The sequence below is a fragment of the Exiguobacterium sp. USCH10 genome, from assembly GCF_037619445.1.
GTDB lineage: Bacteria > Bacillota > Bacilli > Exiguobacteriales > Exiguobacteriaceae > Exiguobacterium > Exiguobacterium aestuarii_A.
In genome coordinates this window covers 49,227-69,834 of record NZ_JAQPZO010000003.1, presented here as the reverse complement: position 1 = coordinate 69,834, position 20,608 = coordinate 49,227, and the positions used below count along the sequence as shown (strand labels likewise).

Genomic DNA, 20,608 nt, shown 5'->3' with positions numbered 1-20,608 from the left:
CTCGCTTTCATTTCTTTTCAAAATCGTGTAGGGTACACGTTGAGTATGCTGATGAAACATCTTTGTATCATCGAATGTTTTTTGGTAAGATAAGTTTATTGCATCGTGCAAACGATTGCGCTAATGATATAAAGTTCACAGCACGAATAAGATAATTATAAATGATGAGCAGTGAGTTTTGGGATAAGGAGTATCTAGATCACATGCAACTTTTACAACGAGAACAACAACAAACACAAACGCTTAAACGCAACTGGTGGAAAGAAGCCGTCGCCTATCAGATTTATCCGCGCAGTTTTTATGACGCGAACGGAGACGGAATTGGAGATATTCAAGGAATCATCGATAAGCTCGACTATTTGAAAGACCTCGGTATTGACGTCATCTGGATTTGCCCAATGTATAAATCGCCAAACGATGACAACGGGTATGACATTAGTGACTACCAAGACATCATGGACGAATTCGGTACGATGGAAGATTTCGACCGCTTATTGGACGAAGTGCATCAGCGCGGTATGAAACTGTTGCTCGACCTCGTCGTCAACCATACGTCGGATGAGCACCCTTGGTTCATTGAATCGAAGAGCTCAAAAGACAATCCGAAGCGTGACTGGTACATCTGGCGCGACGGGAAACCAGACGGATCGAAGCCGAACAACTGGGAATCAATCTTTGGTGGCTCGGCTTGGGAATTCGATGAAGCGACGGAGCAATACTACTTGCACGTCTTCTCGAAAAAACAGCCGGACCTCAACTGGGAAAACGCTGAGATGCGTACAGCCGTATACGACATGATCAACTGGTGGCTCGAAAAAGGAATCGACGGGTTCCGTGTCGATGCAATCAGCCACATCCGCAAGAATCCGACGTTCGCCGACTTGCCGAACCCGAACGACCTCGACTTTGTACCGTCATTCGAGATGCACATGAACGTGGACGGGATTCACGATTATTTAGAAGAGCTTCGTGACGAGACGTTCAATAAACATGACATCATGACAGTCGGTGAGGCGAACGGGGTATCACCTGACGATGCACACCTTTGGGTCGGTGAAAAAGAAGGGAAGATGAACATGGTCTTCCAATTCGAACACATGGACCTATGGAGTGAGGACGCCGATTCGAAACTCGATGTCGTCCACTTGAAGAACGTGTTGACGAAATGGCAAAAAGGACTTGAAGCTGACGGATGGAACGCCCTTTACGTCGAAAACCATGACCAGACACGTACGGTCTCGAAATGGGGAGACGATGAGCGTTACTGGAAAGAAAGCGCGAAGTCGATTGCGATGATGTACTTCCTTATGCAAGGAACGCCATTCATCTATCAAGGTCAAGAAATCGGGATGACGAACGTCAAATTCGATTCAATCGACCAATATGACGATATCGCGACACGCAATCGCTACTATATCGGCGTCGAGCAAGGGAAGAGTCATGACGAGATGATGCGCATCACGTGGAACTCGTCACGCGACAACACACGCACTCCGATGCAGTGGAGTGACGCTCCGAACGCCGGCTTCACGTTCGCAGAGAAGCCGTGGGTCGGCATCAACCCGAACTATACAGACATCAACGTCGAAGCACAGCTTGAAGATGAGGACTCCATCTTTAACTTCTATAAAGAGATGATTCAACTTCGTAAAGACGATGAGACGTTTGTATACGGGGCGTATGATGTTGTCTTACCAGATCACCCAGAAGTCTATGCGTATACGCGTACACTCGGTGACACGCAGTACCTTGTCGTCACGAACTTGACGGCGAAAGAGACGATGTTTGATATGGACCAGACACTTCGTGCGAAAGATGTCGTCTTGAGCAACATGCCGGTCGAGGGCGATGTAGAATCGACGCTTCTTCACTTGAAGCCGTTCGAAGGTCGCGTGTATAAAATCAGCTAATTTTTCAGGACCCCAAGGTCGTGGACGAGAATTCGTCTACGGCCTTTTTTGTCAGAACAAAGGGGATAACGGCGACTCATGCGAACTCCTTATACGGAGATGAAGAAGGAGGAGACGTAGATGAAACTGTTATTGACGTCAGCAGGCATAAAGAACGAAAGCATCAAACAAGCACTTCTCGAGTTATTGGACAAGCCGATTGAAGAGTGTGAGGCACTCTGTATCCCGACAGCCATCTATGCGTTGAACGGTGGAACGCAGCATGCATGGAACTTTTTCAATGGGGATTTCTCAACACCGATGTGTGAACTGGGCTAGAAGTCGATCGGGGTGCTCGAACTGAGCGCGCTCCCGAGTATCGATGAATCGGTATGGAGACCGGCATTTGAACGGGCGGACGTGTTATTGGTGAACGGTGGCGATCCGCTGTTTTTACATCATTGGATGAAACAGTCTGGGGTGGCGGCGTTACTCCCATCTTGGGAAGGCGTGTATGTCGGATTGAGCGCCGGCAGCATGGTGATGACCCCACGAATCGGGGAAGCATTTGTCGGATGGCGTTCATCTGATGAGCAGAGCGATGAGACGTTAGGGTTTGTCGACTTCTCAATCTTTCCACACCTCGATCACGAGATGCTACCGGAGAATACGTCACGAGATGCGGCAGAGTGGGCGGAAGCGTTACAGGCACCTGCTTATGCGATTGACGACGAGACCGCAATTCGTGTGAATGAAGGAAAGGTCGATGTGATTTCGGAAGGAAAGTGGAAGAAGTTTTTCTGACTGTATAAAACCAATAGGAAGGGGACCTGAAAGATTGAACCGATTTACACATCAACGAAAAACGAATCGAATCGTCGTACGACCGTTAGAGAAGCAAGATTATGACGCGTGGTTAAGTGGCTTCACCAATCGTCTTGTTTCGCAGCATGAGTATGACCCTGGGAAATTAGACATGAGCGACTGTACGTCCGTTTGGTTTGACCAGCTAGTCGACAATCATCAGTCACTTGCGCTTGAAGACGAGGCACATGTCTTCGCCATTTTCCGACTCGACGATGGGACACACCTTGGTATGGTGGATTTTTCTACGCTTGCGCGAGATGCGTTTCAATGGGGGAGGGTCGGGTATACGATTCATAATCAGCATTGGGGCCAGGGGTATGGCACAGAAGCAGTCGACCTGGCAATGCGCATCGCTTTTGACGAGTTGAACTTTCAACGAATCGAGGCACATATCAATCTCGGCAATGAGGCGTCCATTCGTCTCGCGGAGCGTGTCGGCATGTTGTATGAGTGTACGAGAGAAGGGTTTATCTTTGAGAACGAAGATTGGGTAGACCATCTCGTCTACGTGAAAACGAAGCGCCGTCGATAGAACGACTCCTACCACATATGGTACGATGAATTGACGGAAAGGGGGATGAGCATGGCGATTGAACCACTTCGCGTGCGTGTCCAGCAAACAACACGGATGAGTGACATGCCAGAGGCGATTGAGCTCTCGGCTGACGGTTTATACTATCCATTGAAGACTGGCTTTATTTTAATGTTTGACCAACAACAAGAGGACGGACCGGTCCCGACGACAATTAAGTACACGTCGGAACGATTGGCGCTGATCTGTAAAGGACCGATTGAGATGAATCACTCCTTCATCGAAGGTCGCTTCACGCAAAGCTTATACAAGAATCCATATATGTCGATGACGATGGCGACGACGACATCGCGCCTCGATGTGTCAGAAGAATCATGTACGTTCGTATATGAGTTGTCCATGAATGAAGAAGATGTTGGCATATATGAAGTACATGTCACGTGGACATTTGAAGGAGGAGAAGAGTGATGAACTTTACAGAACGCGTAAACAAGATTGAAGAGATGTTGAACGAAGACTGGTTCGAGATGCTCGAAACGAACGAAGAAGAGTATGAAGAGTGGCGCGGTCGTCTCGAGGATCATGCCGAACAAGTCATCACGCACTATGACCAAGAGAACGGTGTCGATGTCAATTCAATCGATAAACTGCTTCAATTGAACGATGAGTTCCCGCTCCTTTACGGAGAGGACACCGTTCGCCTGTATATCGCACTCATCGAGGCACGCCCAGAAGACAAAGCGGTCTACGATCGGTACGTCGATTATTTGGCAGCCATCAGCGATGCATCGCACGAACAGTTCTTACATTTCCATACGCTCGTCGAAGCAGGACGGTTAGAAGAAGCGAGACAACTCGCTCCGCACATGCCGCAACGTCTCGGACTTGAAGAATAAGCATACCGACAGTGTCATCCGATCAGGATGGCACTTTTTTTATGGGTGAAAGGGGACACACTTCGACGAGAACGTCCATTTTATTTCGATTGTGCGCTCTTTAAGATGAAGGAACAAGAAAATCAATTTAGAGAACACGAATGGAAATGAATAAAGGGGGAAATGTGATGTTAAGACTAATCAAAACATCTGTCGAACAAAAAGAACAGATTCTCGCGTTTTTACAAGAATGGTATGAGCGCGATGAGCGGATTGTTCCGACTTCGATCGACCGTGAAACGACGGACTTTGAGGCGTACGTCAACACGTTACGTCAGAAAGAGTTACGTGAGAACATAGAGGAAGGCTGGGTCCCGAGCACGACGTATTGGCTCACGGACGGAGAGGAGCTTCTCGGGGCGGCGAACATTCGTCATGAGTTGAACGAATCGCTCTTGAAGATTGGCGGGCATGTCGGATATGGAGTAAAGCCGAGTGCGCGCGGACGTGGACTCGCTACGATTCAATTACAACTTGCGCTTGAGAAAGTGAAAGAGCTAGGCATTGAGCGCGCCTTGATTACGTGTAACCGGACAAACGTCGCTTCCCGTCAAGTCATTTTAAACAACGGTGGCGTCGCGGACACACCGTATACGGAAGAAGACGGGACGATCGTTGAGCGGTTTTGGATTGACTTGAGAGGATGAAGACGAGATGGCGAACTGGATCATCATTTATTTGGCGCTGATTAACTTCTTCGGCATCTATTTGTTCCGAGAAGAGACCGTTCCTTCAAAGAAGTGGTTCTCTTTCTCGAGCGGGGTCGCCATCACGTACTTCTTCATGTATCTCATGCCGTCGCTGAATAAACGCCAGGACACACTTCGTATCGATTGGTTGAATCTGGCCCTACCTTCAGAGATTTACATCGTCAGTCTCATCGGGTTTACATTGTTCTATGGCACGATGCGGTTCGTTCGGACGCCTCACTTCCTAGATGAAGCGGTCGATCGGGCCGTTTCGTATTGGCTACAAGTGACCCTGCTCACGGCATACATGACATTTTCAGCGTATGTGGTGACGGCCGATTCCGTGACGTTCGTTGCGAGAAGCTTCTATGCGACGGCGCTCGGTGTCCACTTTTTGGCACTCGGTCATGACTTGAACCGGCACTATGGTGAACGTTACATGCGACAAGGGCGCTACTTGTTGAGCGGTGGGATTTTGCTCGGTGGGTTCTTTTCACGCTGGATTGACTTGGCCGCACACGTCGAAGCGCTCTGTTTTGCGTTCGTGGCCGGGGCGATGATTCTCAATATCGTGAAGTTTGAACTCCCATCCGACCGAAATCTACACTTCCGCACATTCGTTTTGGCCGTATGTAGTTATGGGGGATTATTGCTCATCTTGAAACATCTTCTAAACTTCTGACGAGAACTTCACAAAAATGAATGACTGTTCATTCATCATTTGATATACTGAATTCAAGATTGAATCCGTTTTCAAAAGGGGGAATTTTGGGGATGTCTACATTTTTAATCGTCAACTGGATTCTATTCTTGCTCGTCCTCGGCTATGGGGTGTATTTATTTGCTTCGCTGGTTCACCAGCGTTATACATTCATCAAGCTCGGGAAGAAGGCAGAATGGAGCCAAACGAACAAAGAACGACTCGAACAGGTCATGATCAACGTGTTCGGTCAAAAGAAATTGTTAAAGGATAAAAAGAGTGGCGCCATTCACGTCATGATGTTTTATGGCTTTATCCTCGTCCAATTCGGGGCGATTGATTTTATTTGGAAAGGACTAGCGGTTGGAACACGTTTCCCACACATCCCGCTCGGTCCACTCTATCCAATCTTCACGTTCATGCAAGAAATCGTCATGCTCATGATTCTCGTCGCGGTCGTTTGGGGATTCTACCGTCGTTACGTCGAGAAGCTCGTGCGCTTGAAACGAAACTTCTTAGCAGGTCTCGCCCTCATCTTCATCGGCGGGTTGATGGTTTCTGTTTTGTTCGGGAACGGGTTTTACCTCGTCTATAAAGAAGAGCTTCCGATGTGGGGTGAACCGGTTGCGACACTCATCGGTTCAGCGTTTGCTTGGGTACCGGGTTCGGTCGCTTTCGCCTTGTTCGTCGTCTTTTGGTGGATGCACCTCTTATTCTTACTCAGCTTCATGGTTTACATCCCGCAAGGCAAACACGCGCACTTGATCGCCGGGACGCTCAACGTCTGGCTCGGGCGCACACACAAAGTCGGTCGCTTGGCACCTGTTGATTTTTCAGCAATGGAAGAAGCAGAAGAATCAGATGAAGAAATCGTCTTCGGGGTCAACAAGATTGAAGACTTTAACCAGAAGCAACTCGTCGACTTGTACGCTTGTGTCGAGTGCGGACGTTGTACGAATGTATGCCCGGCAACGGGAACAGGGAAGATGTTGTCGCCGATGGACTTGATTGTCAAACTTCGTGACCACATGAATATGAAAGGTGCAGCGGTCACAAGAAAATCACCGTGGGCACCGGCACTCATGTTCCAAAACACGCAAGGTGCTGAAATCGCAGCAGCGGCGCAAGATGGCCATATGCTCGTCGCAGACGAGTTGATCGGCAACGTCATCACGGAAGAAGAAATCTGGGCGTGTACGACGTGCCGGAACTGTGAAGATCAATGTCCGGTCATGAACGAACACGTCGATAAAATCATCGACCTTCGTCGCTACCTCGTCATGATGGAAGGGAAGATGGATCCAGAAGCGCAGCGCACGGTCGCAAACATCGAGCGTCAAGGAAACCCATGGGGAATGAACCGGAAAGAACGCGAGAACTGGCGCAAGGATACAGAACTCGTCATTCCGACGGCAAAAGAGAAGAAAAAAGCAGGCGAAGAATTCGAATACCTCTTCTGGGTCGGCGCGATGGGCTCTTACGATAGCCGTAGCCAAAAAGTCGCGCAGAGCTTTGCGAGCGTCTTGAACAAGGCGGGCGTCTCATTCGCCATTCTCGGAAACGAAGAGAAGAACTCAGGGGACACACCTCGTCGAATCGGAAACGAGTTACTCTTCCAAGAACTCGCCGAAGCGAACATTAAATTGTTTGAGAAGTATGGGGTGACGAAGATCGTCACGGTTGACCCACACGCCTACAACACATTCAAAAATGAGTATCCAGACTTCGGACTTGATGGTGTGAAAGTGTATCACCATACGGAGTTACTCGCCGAATTGCTCGATACGGGTCGGATTCAGCCGGATCTTCAAGTGAACGAACGTGTCGTCTATCACGACTCATGTTACCTCGGTCGTTACAACGGCATTTATGATGCACCACGATTCGTCCTCGAACGGATTCCGGGTGTCGAACTCGTCGAAGCTACACGTAACCGTGAAAACGGCATGTGTTGTGGAGCCGGTGGTGGTCTCATGTGGCAAGAAGAGAAAGTCGGGACACGTGTAAACGTGGCCCGGACGGAACAATTGCTTGAGACGAAACCGACGGTCATCGGTTCGGCATGTCCGTACTGTTTGACGATGTTGTCTGATGGAACGAAAGCGAAGGAAGTCGATGAGACGGTCGGCACGTTCGACGTCGTCGAATTACTCGATCGTTCGCTGAAAGCCATCGAGATACCAGAACCGGTTGTACAATAATGGTTGTACAATAATGCAGGAAGGCACGGTCCGCGGACCGTGCCTTATTTGTTTATTGCATTTCAGCTGTGGAAAGAAGCGAAGAGGTCAAATGAGACAAACCTTGTGTCGTCTCGTTGATGGATGAAATGGTTTCAACCATCTGTCCGAGATCTTGTTTGTTCCGTTCAAACGAAAGGACGTATTGCCCCATTTCTTCTTGAACGGTCGAGAAACTAGCCTTGACGTCATTCAATTGACGCATGGCTTCATCGTTCGTCCGATGCATATGTCCCATTTGATCAAAGAGTGCTGCGATATTGGCTTCATTTTCGTTAATGAGCGCATTGATTTGACTGCTGAGTTGTTTCGCGTTCTCCGCGAGTGTGCGCACTTCGGTGGCGACGACAGCGAATCCTTTCCCGTGTTCACCCGCTCGAGCCGCTTCGATTGAGGCATTTAGGGCGAGCAAGTTCGTTTGGTTGGCGATTTGTTCGATGCTTCGCGTCATGTTGACGATTTCTTGAGAACCATTTTTTAGAGCTGTGATGCGATCGAGCGAAGTGTCTACATAAGTGGCAGATTGTTTGAATTCGACTTCCATCTGTTCGATTTGTTCGCCGTTCGTATGTGTCAACGTCATCAAGTGACGACTCATCTTTTCCGTTTGCTCCGTTTCCGCAAGAACTTGGTGCGCGCGATTACTTGTTTCAGACATCGCTTGCCCTGTTCGGTCCATCGTCGTAGCGACTTCTGCACTGACGCGTGAGACGTCGCTTAACAATGTGGCACGGGCCTCGTTTGCGGACTCGAGTTCATCGAGTCGGGCGTTGACGTATTGTTCGGTAACGATTTGTGCGTCTAAGTTCATCGCGTGTGATAACGCCAAAAGAGATTCTGTCAAAGTAGCCGGGTCATGTTGATACGTCTCGACGACTTTTGGGACAAGTAGTGTGTTGAAAGCAGAATACGTCGCCAAGAACCAGACGACAGGGACCGCGAAGTGGTGATGTGTCTGTCCCATTCGTTTTCGCATGGCTAAGAATTTGTCATCGATGTTCCCCGTCAACAAACTACGAAAGTAATCGGCGAATACGTTTTTTAAACGATCTCTCGTCGATGAGGCGTTCGCGATTCTGACCATTTCGGGTTGAAGCATTAAGTGATCGAGTACGTTTTCAAGTACTTCATCTAGCACGGACTCCACGAGTGGAGCCATGTCTTGTAGGCGCTTCACTTGAGAGGCCGTATACCCCATATAGTGAGCACGTCCGCTCAAACTCGAGTCAGATGGCTTGGCGATTGTCTGAATGTCGGGAAAACCTTCGGAAGCGACGAAATCTGTTGAGGTTGTCTTACGAAAAAGTGCCATATGTTTATTCTCCTTCTATTTACATCAAAATTGGCGTTCTCTTCTATATCGGCAGAAGTGTGAAGAAACTGAGAAGTTGATGTGTTTTGAAAAAGGTTCACCGATAAATGAATATGGGAAAAGGTGATGGAAGAGCAGAATATTCAATCTTGAGTTAGGGGTGCGAACCGTGAAAAATATGGTTGTTTTGTTGACGATTGTCAGCGCGCTTAGTAGCCAAATCCTTCCCCAAATTTTGTTTTTATCCATCATGGCAGTCGAAGAAGGGGTCGGACGATTGATTCCGTTCCTTATTTTTTACGTATCGAGCATGTCAGGACTCTTGTTGTGGGTTTATGTTATCGGACGACGTGGCTCAAAGGATACGTTTTTAATGGCTTTGTCTGTCCTTGTCGTCGGTCTCGTGTGTTTTGTGCTTCCATTTGGTCGTGCCATTGAATGGAGCGCATTTTTTGTAGGCGTCGGCTCGATTGGAGTCGGTACCATCATGACGACGATTTTATCGCAATTGAATGAACTGAAGTCTGCTGCGAAAGCTGACTCGAATGAAGAAAGTGGCAGTTCATTACCATTAGTCCTCGCATTAGTCGGCTGGATCGCTGTGTTCTCTTACGCATTGTCACAGTCGTACAATCTTGCCATCGCCTTATTCTTAGTGAGTCTGATTTTGCCTTGGCTATTCGTACGCAAGTTGCCCCTTCAAAAATCTGCGACATGGCAGTTTGAAACCCGTTCTTTTCTCCGCGCCTTTATCGCGGTCACCGTCTTTACGTTGATTAGTCGTCTCCTTAGTCTCTTGGAAGGAGCGCGAGGCTACATTGAAGTGTTTAGTCTGATGATTATTTTGTTAGCATATGTGGGTTGGTTGTTATTCCAAAAACGAGTTCGGGCCTTCATTGGGGCGAGTCGGACGCGCCAAGTTCAATTATTGTCATTTGTCATCGGGTTGTTCGGCGGTTGGACGTTGATTGGTGCTGTATTTGTCAGCATTGCTCTCTATTCGTTCCAAGTGCTAATGATATATGTGTTCGTTCCGTTTTTAGCCGGCGTGATTGGTTGGATCTTGTTTGGTCATATATTTAATTTTGCGCGCCATCCTTATCTTGTGTTACTCATTTCCTCTTTGGTTTTTTTTCTAGGGTTTATCGAACCTCTCGCATTCATACCAGTATTATTTGTCAGTGGTTATACACAAACCATGTATTCAAGTGTCAGTCATGCTTACTTATTCGAAGAGTACGGGGAAAACAAAGAGTTTGCCTCGCTGCTCATTCAATTGTGGAAGCGATTCGGAATGGTCGTATCGTATTCGTTCTTGATGGTCGGATTGTTAGGATACGGTTTGTACGTCGGACAGACCGTCAATGCGGAATTGTCGTTCCAAATCCCACGAGGTTGGATGTTCGGCGTTCTCGGACTGACGTGGTTGTTCAATATCGGATTGATTACCGTCTATTGGTTCCGTATTAAAATGGAGACATCGCACGATTCATAATTTCCTCTAGCTTTTTCATATCGCTTTTGTTTATAATGAGGAGTGATGTTTAACTAGTGACGGAAAAGGAGTGTCCTTTAATGAATAAATCGTTGATTGATTTCGTTTATGAACTTCTCCAAGAAACTGGCGAGCAGCCTGTTTCTTTTGATGAGATTCGCGAAAAGATCAAGCAAAACTATACGTTTGCGAGTGAAGAAGAAGAGCTCGAGAAAATCGCACAACTTTACACCGATTTGAACATCGACGGGTTGTTCGTCAACTTGGGAGCAAACCGTTGGGCGCTTCGCGTTTGGTACCCATTCGACAAGTCGGATGAAGATCTCGTCATCGAAGCACGTCAACGTGGTGAACTTGACGAATTCGAAGAAGAGTTCGAAGAAGCAGACGAAGGCATCGTCGACATCGAAGATGACTTGGATGTATTCGCAAAAGTAGAAGATTATGATTCATCTGAATTTGACGATGAGGACGAAGAAGAAAAAGTAGAAGGCCTTGATGACTTCAAGGACGACGACTTGGACGACGACCTCGATCTCGAAGACGAGGATGATTTATAAGAGACCGCAAAAAGCCGGGCATCGCGCCCGGCTAGGCGTGTCTCTTTTTCTTTTTTAGTCGTTTTCACCGACTTGAAAAAAAGAAAAAATAATATCTTGACGACTGTATCGTCTCTGGCGTAAATTAGTCATGGGCTAGTTTAGCACGTAACGATGCAGCAAAAGTGTCCTCCATTTTCGGGGGCACTTTTGCTTTTTTTGTTTTTTCGTTTCCCGATGGTTGGTATTCAAGAGAGGAGAAAGAAACATGACAAAGTACATTTTCGTAACAGGCGGGGTAGTATCTTCGCTCGGTAAAGGGATCACGGCAGCTTCACTCGCGCGTCTACTCAAAAATCGAGGACTCAACGTGACGATTCAAAAGTTTGACCCATACATCAACATCGACCCAGGTACGATGAGCCCGTATCAACACGGAGAAGTATTCGTCACAGATGATGGCGCTGAGACTGACCTTGACCTCGGGCACTACGAGCGTTTCATCGACATCAACTTGTCGCAAAACGCGAACGTCACATCAGGTCGCATTTATTCGACTGTCTTGAAAAAAGAGCGTCGTGGAGACTATAACGGTGGAACGGTTCAGGTCATTCCGCATATCACGAATGAAATCAAAGACCGTGTCTTCCGTGCAGGACGTGAGACGAACGCTGATGTCGTCATTACAGAGATTGGTGGAACAGTCGGAGATATCGAATCTCTTCCGTTCATCGAAGCCATTCGCCAAGTAAAAAATGACATCGGAAAAGAGAACGTCATGTACGTTCACTGTACGCTCGTTCCTTACCTTCGTGCGGCAGGTGAGATGAAGACGAAACCGACACAACACAGCGTCAAAGAGCTTCGCAGCTACGGGATTCAGCCAGACATCATCGTTCTCCGTACAGAGCACGATATCCCGGAAGACATGCGTGAGAAAATCGCACTCTTCTGTGATACGCGTAAAGAGGCGGTCATCGAAGCACAAGATGCGTCGACACTTTACGAAGTACCACTCAACCTCCAAAAACAAGGAATGGACCAACTCGTCAACGACTACTTCGGTTTCAACACACCGGCTGCCGACATGACGGCTTGGAAAGAGCTCGTTCACACGGTCACACACCTTGAGAAGAAAGTGAAAATCGCACTCGTCGGGAAATATGTCGAGTTGCGTGATGCTTATATCTCAGTCGCAGAGGCGCTCAAGCATGCAGGTTATGCATTCAATGCGGACATCGACATCGACTGGATCAACGCAGAAGACGTGACAGCTGAAAATGTCTCAGACATCCTCGGCGATGCTGACGGCATCCTCGTTCCTGGTGGATTCGGTGAGCGTGGGATCGAAGGGAAAATCGAAGCGACACGTTTCGCTCGTGAAAACAACGTCCCATTCTTCGGGATCTGTCTCGGAATGCAACTCGCGACGGTCGAGTTTGCCCGTAACGTCTTGAAATTGGACGGTGCCCATACGGCTGAAATCGATCCATCGACACCGTATCCAATCATCGACCTTCTTCCAGAGCAAAAGGACATCGAAGACCTTGGCGGCACACTCCGTCTCGGACTTTATCCATGTAAACTCGAAAAAGGGACGAACGCGCACGCCGCATACGATCAAGAGCTCGTATACGAGCGTCACCGTCACCGTTACGAGTTCAACAACGAGTACCGTGAAGCGTTTGAAGCAGAAGGCTTTAAGTTCTCAGGTACGAGCCCGGACGGTCGTCTCGTAGAAATCATTGAGATCCCAGAACACAAGTGGTTCGTAGCATCACAGTTCCACCCAGAATTGATTTCGCGTCCAGAACGTCCACAACGTCTATTCCATGACTTCATCCAAGCATCACTTGGAGAATAAGTGATTGAAAGCCACGGTCCATTGCGGATCGTGGCTTTTTCTACATCAAAAGCATGAGAGGGAAGGTGCCCTTGGCAGGATACATCCCCTTCACTTTCTGGGTACACTAGAAGTAGAACGGGGAGAGGGTGATGGCTCATGAAAGAACGACATTCGATTTATCTTGGATACGGATTGGGGCTTGTGGCGCTCAGTCTGTTGCCGTTCATCGTCTTGCCTTCCCTCCTATTACCCTACCAGCTCGGGTGGACGGGCATTGTCTTACTAGCCCTCTCGGTCGGGCTATTGCGGGCGATTCGGGACGGCTCGAACGTCATCCTGAAGCAGATGTGGAAAATTACGTTTTCTCTCTTCTTGATTTTCGTTCTCGTCTATTACGTCTCGTTCGGACTTGTTCTCTATGACACATATGGATTAGATCGTCTATTAGAACAATATGAACGACAGGCGGTCTGGGTGTTCGCGGCATTCAGCTTTTTACAGCCGATTACCTTACCGGTCCCGGAAGCGGTTAGTGTGCCGATTGGAAGTGTAGCGCTCGGACCGTTTCGAGCAGCTTTAGTCGGAAGTATTTCGACTACGCTTGGTATCTTTGTCATGTATGGGTTGGCCAGGTTCGGTCGTGAGCGAATCATCCGCTGGGTCGATGAGGAGAAGTTGAAGACGTACGACCGATATGTCGAGAAGTATGGTCTTGGCATTTTGCTCGTCTTATTCATCATTCCAATTTTGCCGGACGAGGTGATCTGTCTTGCGGCCGGATTCAGTCGCGTGCCGTTCCCGCGTTTCGCGGGCATCGCGTTCGGTGCAAAACTCGTCACGTCGTTCGGGCTTGCCTATTCTGTCTCCATCGGACAATTGTTTATGACCGATTCGAGTCCAATTGCGATCGCTTCCGTCATGGCGAGTTTGATTGTCTTGATTCTTGCGTTCATCTGGCGTAAGCGAAAAAAAGGAGATTCGAATGGGACGCAAGAATAAGGTAAGGACGATCATAGAGAGGAAGACAAGATGCGACAAGACAATGAAGTGTTCATTCGACCGATTGAAGAGCAAGATTTAGCACGACTATGGGAATTGATTTATCGAGAGGCGACACCGGAGTGGAAACAGTGGGATGCTCCTTACTTCGAACACAAGGCGATGTCCTACGAAGAGTTCCAGCAAATCGAACAGTCGCTCCTTAAAAAAGAAGACATGTGGGTCATTGAAGTGGACGAGACCGTATATGGGACCGTTTCTTATTATTTTGAGGATGCTGGACGAGAATGGCTCGAGATGGGCATCATCTTGCATCAGTCCGACCGCTGGAATCGTGGTGTCGGGACGCGTGCCCTTCGTCTATGGACAGAACATTTATTTGAGACGTTACCAGTCGTCCGTGTCGGCTTGACGACATGGTCAGGAAATGAACGGATGATGCGGGTCGCTGAAAAAGTAGGCATGCAACTGGAAGGTCGAATTCGTCAAGTGCGTGTCGTGAACGAGAAGCGCTACGATTCGATTCGGATGGGTATGTTACGGGAAGAATGGATTACGCAAAAGCACCGCGGATAAAAAGTCCGCGGTGCTTTGTGTTATTTCACTTCTTGATCTTTAATCGGGAACCAACCGGCACGAGTCGTGATGGCGTTCCAGAGTGGAGCGGGAACAGCGAGTTCGGCTTGTTTGTTCAAGTCGAGTTCTGTCTCAATCTCGTCTTCGCGGTCCGATTTCACTTTTTCAAGCCATTCCGGGTCGATGATGAGTTCGCGACCGAGTGCGGCAAGGTCGACGACCTCGAGTGCGTCTTCGACTTGCGCCGGACGCTGAAGTTGCCCGACTCCGATGAGCGGGATGGCACCGTTGATGCGTTTGGCGATGCGGTCAATCGAACGTTCCGTGACGTTCTCGTCACGCATGGAAGCCGTATTGAAGTTCCAGAGAGACGCGTGAATATAATCGACGCCTTCTTCTAAAATCATATCGAGCAACACATCCGTGTCGTCGAGCGTGATGCCTGGCTCTTCGATTTCTTCTGGTGAGAAGCGATAGCCGACGAGGAAGTCTTCTGCATCTGCGGCTGCTTCTTTGACACGGCGAATGACTTCGCGTGGGAACGTCAAACGTCCATGGACATCACCGCCGAAGCGATCTTCACGGCGATTTGAGTGCGGTGAGAAGAATTGTTGAATCAAGTAGGTGTTCGCTCCGTGAATCTCGACTCCGTCAAATCCGGCTTCGATGGCGCGACGCGTCGCTTCGCCGAACGCCTCGATGATGGCTTCGACTTCTGACGTCTCGAGGGCACGTGGTGTAGCGGCTCCTTCGCGGACAGGTGCGACGGCACTTGCGCTGACAGGTTGTTCGTTCGGGACGAGTTCAGGTGGTGACATCCGTCCTGCGTGGAAAATTTGAAGGATGGCTTTTGCGCCTTCCGCTTTTAAACTTTCCGCCAATTGACGGAGACCTGGGATGAATTTGTCGTCATTGACCCCGAATGCGTTCGGGAACCCTTTCCCGTCTTCTGTCACGTAGGCGCAAGCCGTGATGGCGAGCCCGACGTTTTGCGCCCGCTTCCGATAGTAGGCGAGCTCATGCTCGGATACTTCGCCCGTTGGCTCTGATGAGTAATGTGTCATCGGTGCCAATACGAGGCGGTTCGGTACTTCGACGCCATTTTTGAACTGAAAAGGTTGTAACATACGTTTCATCTGAAATCCTCCTTCAACATGATACCTTGAAGTCTAAGCTTCTCAACTCAAAAATGCGAGTCGGATGCTTGTGAATGAACACATTACAGGTTGCTCAAGCGTAAGAGATGATTGAACTCAAAAGAATAGGGTATAATACAGGAGAAAAGTTGATATTCGGTTCGAGACAATAGAGAGACCACAGCAGAAGGGGGAAGCCTTGTTTTTGTTGTGGTCTCTTTTTCTATTCATTGAACCGTACTTACTATAGGAGGGAATAAGATGGAAATCAGAAATTTCTCAGCGAAAGAACGAGCGAAACGATATGAACAACTGACAAGTGAACGTCATGACGTTCTTGTTGTCGGTGGAGGTATTACCGGAGCGGGGATTGCGCTCGATGCGTCGTCGCGTGGGATGAAGACAGCTGTCCTCGAGATGCAAGACTTTGCGGCGGGGACATCAAGTCGTTCGACGAAACTTGTTCACGGGGGACTCCGCTATTTGAAACAATTCGAAGTGGCGCTCGTCGCAGAAGTCGGGAAAGAGCGGGCCATCGTATATGAGAATGGTCCACACGTCACGACACCGGAACAAATGCTCTTACCGATGCACAAGGGAGGTACGTTCGGTCCCTTCTCAACATCGATCGGACTGATGGTATACGACTTCCTCGCAGGTGTAAAACGTGCAGAACGTCGCATGATGCTCAAACCAGATGAGGTCATCAAAAAGGCGCCGCTCGTGAAAAAAGATGATCTGGTCGGAGGCGGCTATTACGTCGAGTACCGTACAGATGATGCACGATTGACGATCGAAGTAGCGAAAGAAGCGGCGAATCATGGTGCACTTCTCATGAACTACGCCAAAGTGACAGGATTGATTTATGAAAACGGCAAAGTGGCCGGTGTACACGTGGAAGACCAGATTGACGGGTCGACGTATGACGTCTATGCGAAGAAAATCATCAACGCGACCGGTCCATGGGTCGACGAGTTACGAGAAGAAGATAACTCGAAAAAAGGGAAGCAACTTCGCCTGACAAAAGGAATTCACTTGGTTATCGACCAGTCGAAATTCCCGCTCAAACAAGCGATTTATTTCGATACACCGGACGGTCGCATGGTCTTTGCGATTCCACGCGGAAACAAAGCATACGTCGGAACGACGGATACGTTCTTCGATAAAAACAAAGCGCATCCACGCATGACGACGGAAGACCGCGATTATATTTTAGAAGCCATTCACTATATGTTCCCAGACGTCCATGTCACAGCGGATGATGTGGAATCAAGCTGGGCAGGTATTCGTCCGTTGATTTACGAAGAAGGAAAAGACCCTTCTGAAATTTCACGTAAGGACGAAATTTGGCAGTCAGACAGCGGCTTGATCACGATTGCCGGAGGTAAATTGACAGGGTATCGCAAGATGTCGGAAACGGTCGTCGACCTCGTCGCAAAACTGTTGAAAGAAGAAGACGGTGTCGTCTATTTGGCTAGCCGGACGAAGCATATGCCGATGTCAGGTGGTCACGTCGGCGGTTCGAAAGGCTTCAAAGACTTCCTTGAGAAGAAAACAAAAGAACTTCAAAATCATGGCTTAGACGCAAATCATGCGGAAGAACTCGTTCGTCTATACGGATCGAATATCGATCGTGTCATCGAACGGATGGATGCGAACGCATATGACCTTCCTGAAATCGTCTATGCGCAATTGGTTTACGGAATCGAAGAAGAATCAGTCGTTCGTGCCATCGACTTCTTAATTCGCCGCACGGGCGCAATGTTCTTTGATATCGACTTCGTCCGTCAATACAAAGACGGTGTCCTTCGCTGTATGGCCGATGTCTTCAAGTGGTCAGATGAGCGTTTGAAAGAGGAACGTGAAGAGGTCGAGAAAGAGATTGAAATCGCAGTCGTTCCAGTGACTGTCGAATCATAATATCCAACGCGTCACACGAGAGGTTCATTCTGAACAGGATGAACCTCTTTTTGTGGAATGGTTTCATGACTTCGGAATAACGGTATATCTCATAAGTAGTCACTCTCACGTTGAAGGAGAACTGTTTATGATACGAAAGCTCATCGCCGTCTTATTAATCGGCGTTCTATTCATAGTAGGCTGGCGTTATGTCAATCTGGATCGTCTGTTAGCCGATGTCTATTACGTCAAAGTCCCAAGCCCAGAAGTGGCGACACAGACATCGAACGGATATCGGTACGATCTCATCGGCTACGATGAAGATGGGAAGAAGCGACCGCTCGCCATTGCGACTCCTTCATTATTAGCAGAGGGAGACTTTTTGAAAGTGTATGTCAAAGAGGAAGCTCCTGAAGTGACCGATTATGAACGTGTGAACGCGCTAGAGGTACCTGCACAGTTGAAAGAAGAACAGCAAGAAGATGAATCCGAGCCAATGTTCCCTTGATTTCAAAAGATAAGCATCGCGAAAAAGAGACGAGTTTGGTATGGTTGAATTGCTTGATTATGGAAAATGATGAATGAAAGAAGGGACATACATGTCACGGATGTTGATTGCAGATGACCAGGACGGAATTCGTACGATGCTCGCACAAGTGTTCACGAACATGGGGGTTGACGTGGACACTGCGCAAGACGGCATCAAAGCCTGGGAGTTTTTAGAGCGAGAGCAATACGATTTAGTACTTCTCGATATGAACATGCCCCGTATGTTCGGTCACGAAGTGTTGCGTCGAATGAGAGAACAAGAACTAGAGACACCTGTCATGATCATGACGGCGTTCGGCGAAGAAACGGTGATTGACGAGGTGCGTCGTCTCGGAATCACTGCACAATTTGAAAAGCCGTTTGATATATACGGAATGATTGAAAAAGTGAAAGAAGTCTTGAAAATTTGACGTTTCGTCACCAAGATGACATATGTAAACGCTTGCGCTAAGCCATTTCTATGCCCGAATAGCATAGGCACATGTTTTACGGTGTGTTATAATGGGAACGAATTGCACGGGGGAACTTTTCCCAAACGTGTATAATAGCGAACAGACAGGAGGATGTCATTATGCCATTAGTATCAATGACAGAAATGCTTAACAAAGCATTCGAAGGCAAGTATGCAGTCGGCCAATTCAACATCAACAACCTCGAGTGGACGCAAGCGATTCTTCGCGCTGCGGAAGACGAGAAATCACCAGTAATCCTCGGTGTATCAGAAGGTGCAGCGAAGTACATGGGTGGCTTCACAACAGTTGTCAAAATGGTTGAAGGTCTCATGCACGACTACAACATCACTGTTCCAGTTGCAATCCACCTTGACCACGGTTCTTCATTCGACAAGTGTAAAGCAGCGATCGACGCTGGATTCACATCAGTCATGATCGACGGTTCACACCACCCGATCGACGAAAACGTCGAAATGACGAAACAAGTTGTCGAGTACGCGCACGCTAAAGGTGCTTCTGTTGAGGCAGAAGTCGGTACAGTTGGCGGCGAAGAAGACGGCGTCATCGGTGGCGTACAATACGCTGACCTCGAAGAGTGTGTACGTGTAGTTAAAGAAGCGAAAGTAGATGCACTTGCTGCAGCACTCGGTTCTGTACACGGACCATACCAAGGTGAGCCGAAGCTTGGCTTCAAAGAGATGGAAGAAATCGCGAAAGCGACACAAACTCCACTCGTTCTTCACGGCGGATCAGGTATTCCTGAGCACCAAGTTAAAAAAGCAATCGAGCTCGGACACAGCAAAATCAACGTTAACACTGAGTGCCAACAAGAGTGGACTCGTGCGGTACGTGAGAAGCTTGACGCTGACTCGAAAGTATATGACCCACGTAAAGTTATCGGACCTGGGATCGAAGCGATCTACAACGTCGTAACTGGCAAAATGCGTGAGTTTGGTTCTAGCAACCAAGCATAATCCTGTCTTACCAAGCCGACTCTTTTCGAAGAGTCGGCTTTTTTGAAACTTTCTTTCGGTGAAGCCCGTAATCATGAGTCATAGGAGGGATTCAATGAGTTATACAGAGCGAAAGACAGAACTGTTTTGGTGGATTTTTTATATCGTGGCGATTCTCATGTTGATCAGCCTATCGTTTGCAATCATGGTCGCACCGCTCGCGTTGATTTGGTACAATCCACAACCTTACCTCATCCCGCTCTTAGTGATTGTGGCATTAGGAGGGTTTGGGGTGTATTGGTTCATTCTGACGTTTCGTCAGTTATTGTGGAAAGAGCGACACCGTTCTCATTATGAGGTCACATCGACCAACTTATTTGGAAGAACATGGCGAGTTGAAGCAGAGGAGTCGATTGAGCAATCGATCCCACTAGAGAAGATTGAACGGGTCGTGTTCTTCCCGGCAATCGTTCGCAAAACCCAACCGTCCCCGACCATTCCAATCGGGAGACCGACGATTGAGCTCTGTCCGATGCTTGCCATTTTGACAGCGAATGAATCGATGGAAATCTTGTTTGATATGCGTGATGTGAATCAGTTCGAGCGATGGATTTCTTATTTTCACGAGCGAGGAACACCGCTATTTTATACACCTAAATGGTTACATTGGATTGGAGCGAACATTGCGACACGTCAAGAGCGATTTGAACTGTTCAATCGACCGAACGAATTAATTCCGTTCCGCTATACGGGAAACATTGCTGAGGATGAAACGGCTGCTGCTGAAGCGTGGATTGAGACATACGGTGCGGACCGCCAACTGGAAGGTCCTCATGAGGCATATTATAAGAAGCAGGCGAAAATTCGGAAATGGACCGCGATTGGAACGGTGATAGGGATTGTACTCATCGCAGCATCCATGCTCTTGATCGCGGCGTTGACGTAAAGGGTATAGCAATTCGACATGACTTTCCTCATAATAGAGATTGTAAGCGATCAC

The 20,608-nt window shown here is 48.2% G+C and carries 19 protein-coding genes and 1 pseudogene; 18 read left to right on the top strand and 2 right to left on the bottom strand.

Features of this window, described 5'->3' with window-relative positions:
* The first annotated feature begins 203 nt into the window (after positions 1 to 203).
* From PQI28_RS07520 to PQI28_RS07485, 8 genes and pseudogenes are all read left to right on the top strand, one after another.
* Entirely contained in the window at positions 204 to 1,910 is a 1,707-nt protein-coding gene (locus PQI28_RS07520; protein WP_339962885.1) for a glycoside hydrolase family 13 protein, read from the top strand.
* 120 nt (positions 1,911 to 2,030) lie between these two features.
* Positions 2,031 to 2,693, top strand: a pseudogene (locus tag PQI28_RS07515) (Type 1 glutamine amidotransferase-like domain-containing protein).
* A gap of 34 nt (positions 2,694 to 2,727) precedes the next feature.
* Complete coding sequence (locus tag PQI28_RS07510; protein WP_339962884.1) at positions 2,728 to 3,288, top strand: GNAT family N-acetyltransferase; 561 nt, start codon at positions 2,728 to 2,730, stop codon at positions 3,286 to 3,288.
* Positions 3,289 to 3,339: 51 nt separating this feature from the next.
* The gene (locus PQI28_RS07505; RefSeq protein ID WP_339962883.1) at positions 3,340 to 3,756 is read left to right on the top strand and encodes a DUF1934 domain-containing protein; all 417 of its coding nucleotides are present in this window, start codon (positions 3,340 to 3,342) and stop codon (positions 3,754 to 3,756) included.
* The gene (locus PQI28_RS07500; RefSeq protein WP_074035800.1) at positions 3,756 to 4,184 is read left to right on the top strand and encodes a hypothetical protein; all 429 of its coding nucleotides are present in this window, start codon (positions 3,756 to 3,758) and stop codon (positions 4,182 to 4,184) included. Before PQI28_RS07505 ends, PQI28_RS07500 begins: the two co-directional genes overlap by 1 nt.
* A gap of 167 nt (positions 4,185 to 4,351) precedes the next feature.
* A complete protein-coding gene (locus PQI28_RS07495) occupies positions 4,352 to 4,870 on the top strand; it encodes a GNAT family N-acetyltransferase (protein ID WP_339962881.1) in 519 nt (172 codons plus the stop codon).
* A gap of 7 nt (positions 4,871 to 4,877) precedes the next feature.
* A complete protein-coding gene (locus PQI28_RS07490; protein ID WP_339962880.1) occupies positions 4,878 to 5,594 on the top strand; it encodes a hypothetical protein in 717 nt (238 codons plus the stop codon).
* Positions 5,595 to 5,686: 92 nt separating this feature from the next.
* Positions 5,687 to 7,813, top strand: a complete 2,127-nt coding sequence (locus PQI28_RS07485; protein ID WP_224862323.1) for a (Fe-S)-binding protein — start codon at positions 5,687 to 5,689, stop codon at positions 7,811 to 7,813.
* A 52-nt stretch (positions 7,814 to 7,865) separates the two neighbouring features.
* On the opposite strand, the gene PQI28_RS07480 is transcribed toward PQI28_RS07485, so the two are convergent.
* Entirely contained in the window at positions 7,866 to 9,164 is a 1,299-nt protein-coding gene (locus PQI28_RS07480; RefSeq protein ID WP_224862322.1) for a globin-coupled sensor protein, read from the bottom strand.
* Positions 9,165 to 9,342: 178 nt separating this feature from the next.
* On the opposite strand from PQI28_RS07480, the gene PQI28_RS07475 reads away from it, so the two are divergent.
* From PQI28_RS07475 to PQI28_RS07455, 5 genes are all read left to right on the top strand, one after another.
* Positions 9,343 to 10,659, top strand: coding sequence for a hypothetical protein (locus PQI28_RS07475; RefSeq protein WP_339962967.1), 1,317 nt, complete (start codon positions 9,343 to 9,345; stop codon positions 10,657 to 10,659).
* An 80-nt stretch (positions 10,660 to 10,739) separates the two neighbouring features.
* Entirely contained in the window at positions 10,740 to 11,219 is a 480-nt protein-coding gene (gene rpoE / locus PQI28_RS07470) for a DNA-directed RNA polymerase subunit delta (RefSeq protein WP_012727404.1), read from the top strand.
* 247 nt (positions 11,220 to 11,466) lie between these two features.
* Entirely contained in the window at positions 11,467 to 13,062 is a 1,596-nt protein-coding gene (locus PQI28_RS07465; RefSeq protein WP_031422194.1) for a CTP synthase, read from the top strand.
* A gap of 138 nt (positions 13,063 to 13,200) precedes the next feature.
* Positions 13,201 to 14,043 (top strand): TVP38/TMEM64 family protein, encoded by an 843-nt coding sequence (locus PQI28_RS07460; protein ID WP_214784831.1) that lies wholly within the window; start codon positions 13,201 to 13,203, stop codon positions 14,041 to 14,043.
* 30 nt (positions 14,044 to 14,073) lie between these two features.
* A complete protein-coding gene (locus tag PQI28_RS07455; RefSeq protein WP_339962879.1) occupies positions 14,074 to 14,619 on the top strand; it encodes a GNAT family N-acetyltransferase in 546 nt (181 codons plus the stop codon).
* A gap of 20 nt (positions 14,620 to 14,639) precedes the next feature.
* On the opposite strand, the gene PQI28_RS07450 is transcribed toward PQI28_RS07455, so the two are convergent.
* Positions 14,640 to 15,755 carry an NADH-dependent flavin oxidoreductase gene (locus PQI28_RS07450; RefSeq protein ID WP_214784827.1) on the bottom strand — a complete coding sequence of 372 codons (1,116 nt, stop codon included), beginning with the start codon at positions 15,753 to 15,755 and terminating at the stop codon, positions 14,640 to 14,642.
* 261 nt (positions 15,756 to 16,016) lie between these two features.
* Here PQI28_RS07450 and PQI28_RS07445 point away from each other — a divergent pair, with 261 nt between their 5' ends.
* The 5 genes from PQI28_RS07445 to PQI28_RS07425 all read left to right on the top strand — a co-directional run bounded on the left by PQI28_RS07445 (position 16,017) and on the right by PQI28_RS07425 (position 20,554).
* Entirely contained in the window at positions 16,017 to 17,675 is a 1,659-nt protein-coding gene (locus tag PQI28_RS07445) for a glycerol-3-phosphate dehydrogenase/oxidase (protein ID WP_224862317.1), read from the top strand.
* A 127-nt stretch (positions 17,676 to 17,802) separates the two neighbouring features.
* Entirely contained in the window at positions 17,803 to 18,162 is a 360-nt protein-coding gene (locus PQI28_RS07440; protein WP_339962878.1) for a DUF1093 domain-containing protein, read from the top strand.
* A 91-nt stretch (positions 18,163 to 18,253) separates the two neighbouring features.
* Positions 18,254 to 18,613, top strand: a complete 360-nt coding sequence (locus PQI28_RS07435) for a response regulator (protein WP_074035830.1) — start codon at positions 18,254 to 18,256, stop codon at positions 18,611 to 18,613.
* A 161-nt stretch (positions 18,614 to 18,774) separates the two neighbouring features.
* The gene (fba, locus tag PQI28_RS07430; RefSeq protein WP_214694578.1) at positions 18,775 to 19,629 is read left to right on the top strand and encodes a class II fructose-1,6-bisphosphate aldolase; all 855 of its coding nucleotides are present in this window, start codon (positions 18,775 to 18,777) and stop codon (positions 19,627 to 19,629) included.
* Between the two features lie 94 nt (positions 19,630 to 19,723).
* Complete coding sequence (locus tag PQI28_RS07425; protein ID WP_339962877.1) at positions 19,724 to 20,554, top strand: hypothetical protein; 831 nt, start codon at positions 19,724 to 19,726, stop codon at positions 20,552 to 20,554.
* Positions 20,555 to 20,608 lie beyond the last annotated feature (54 nt).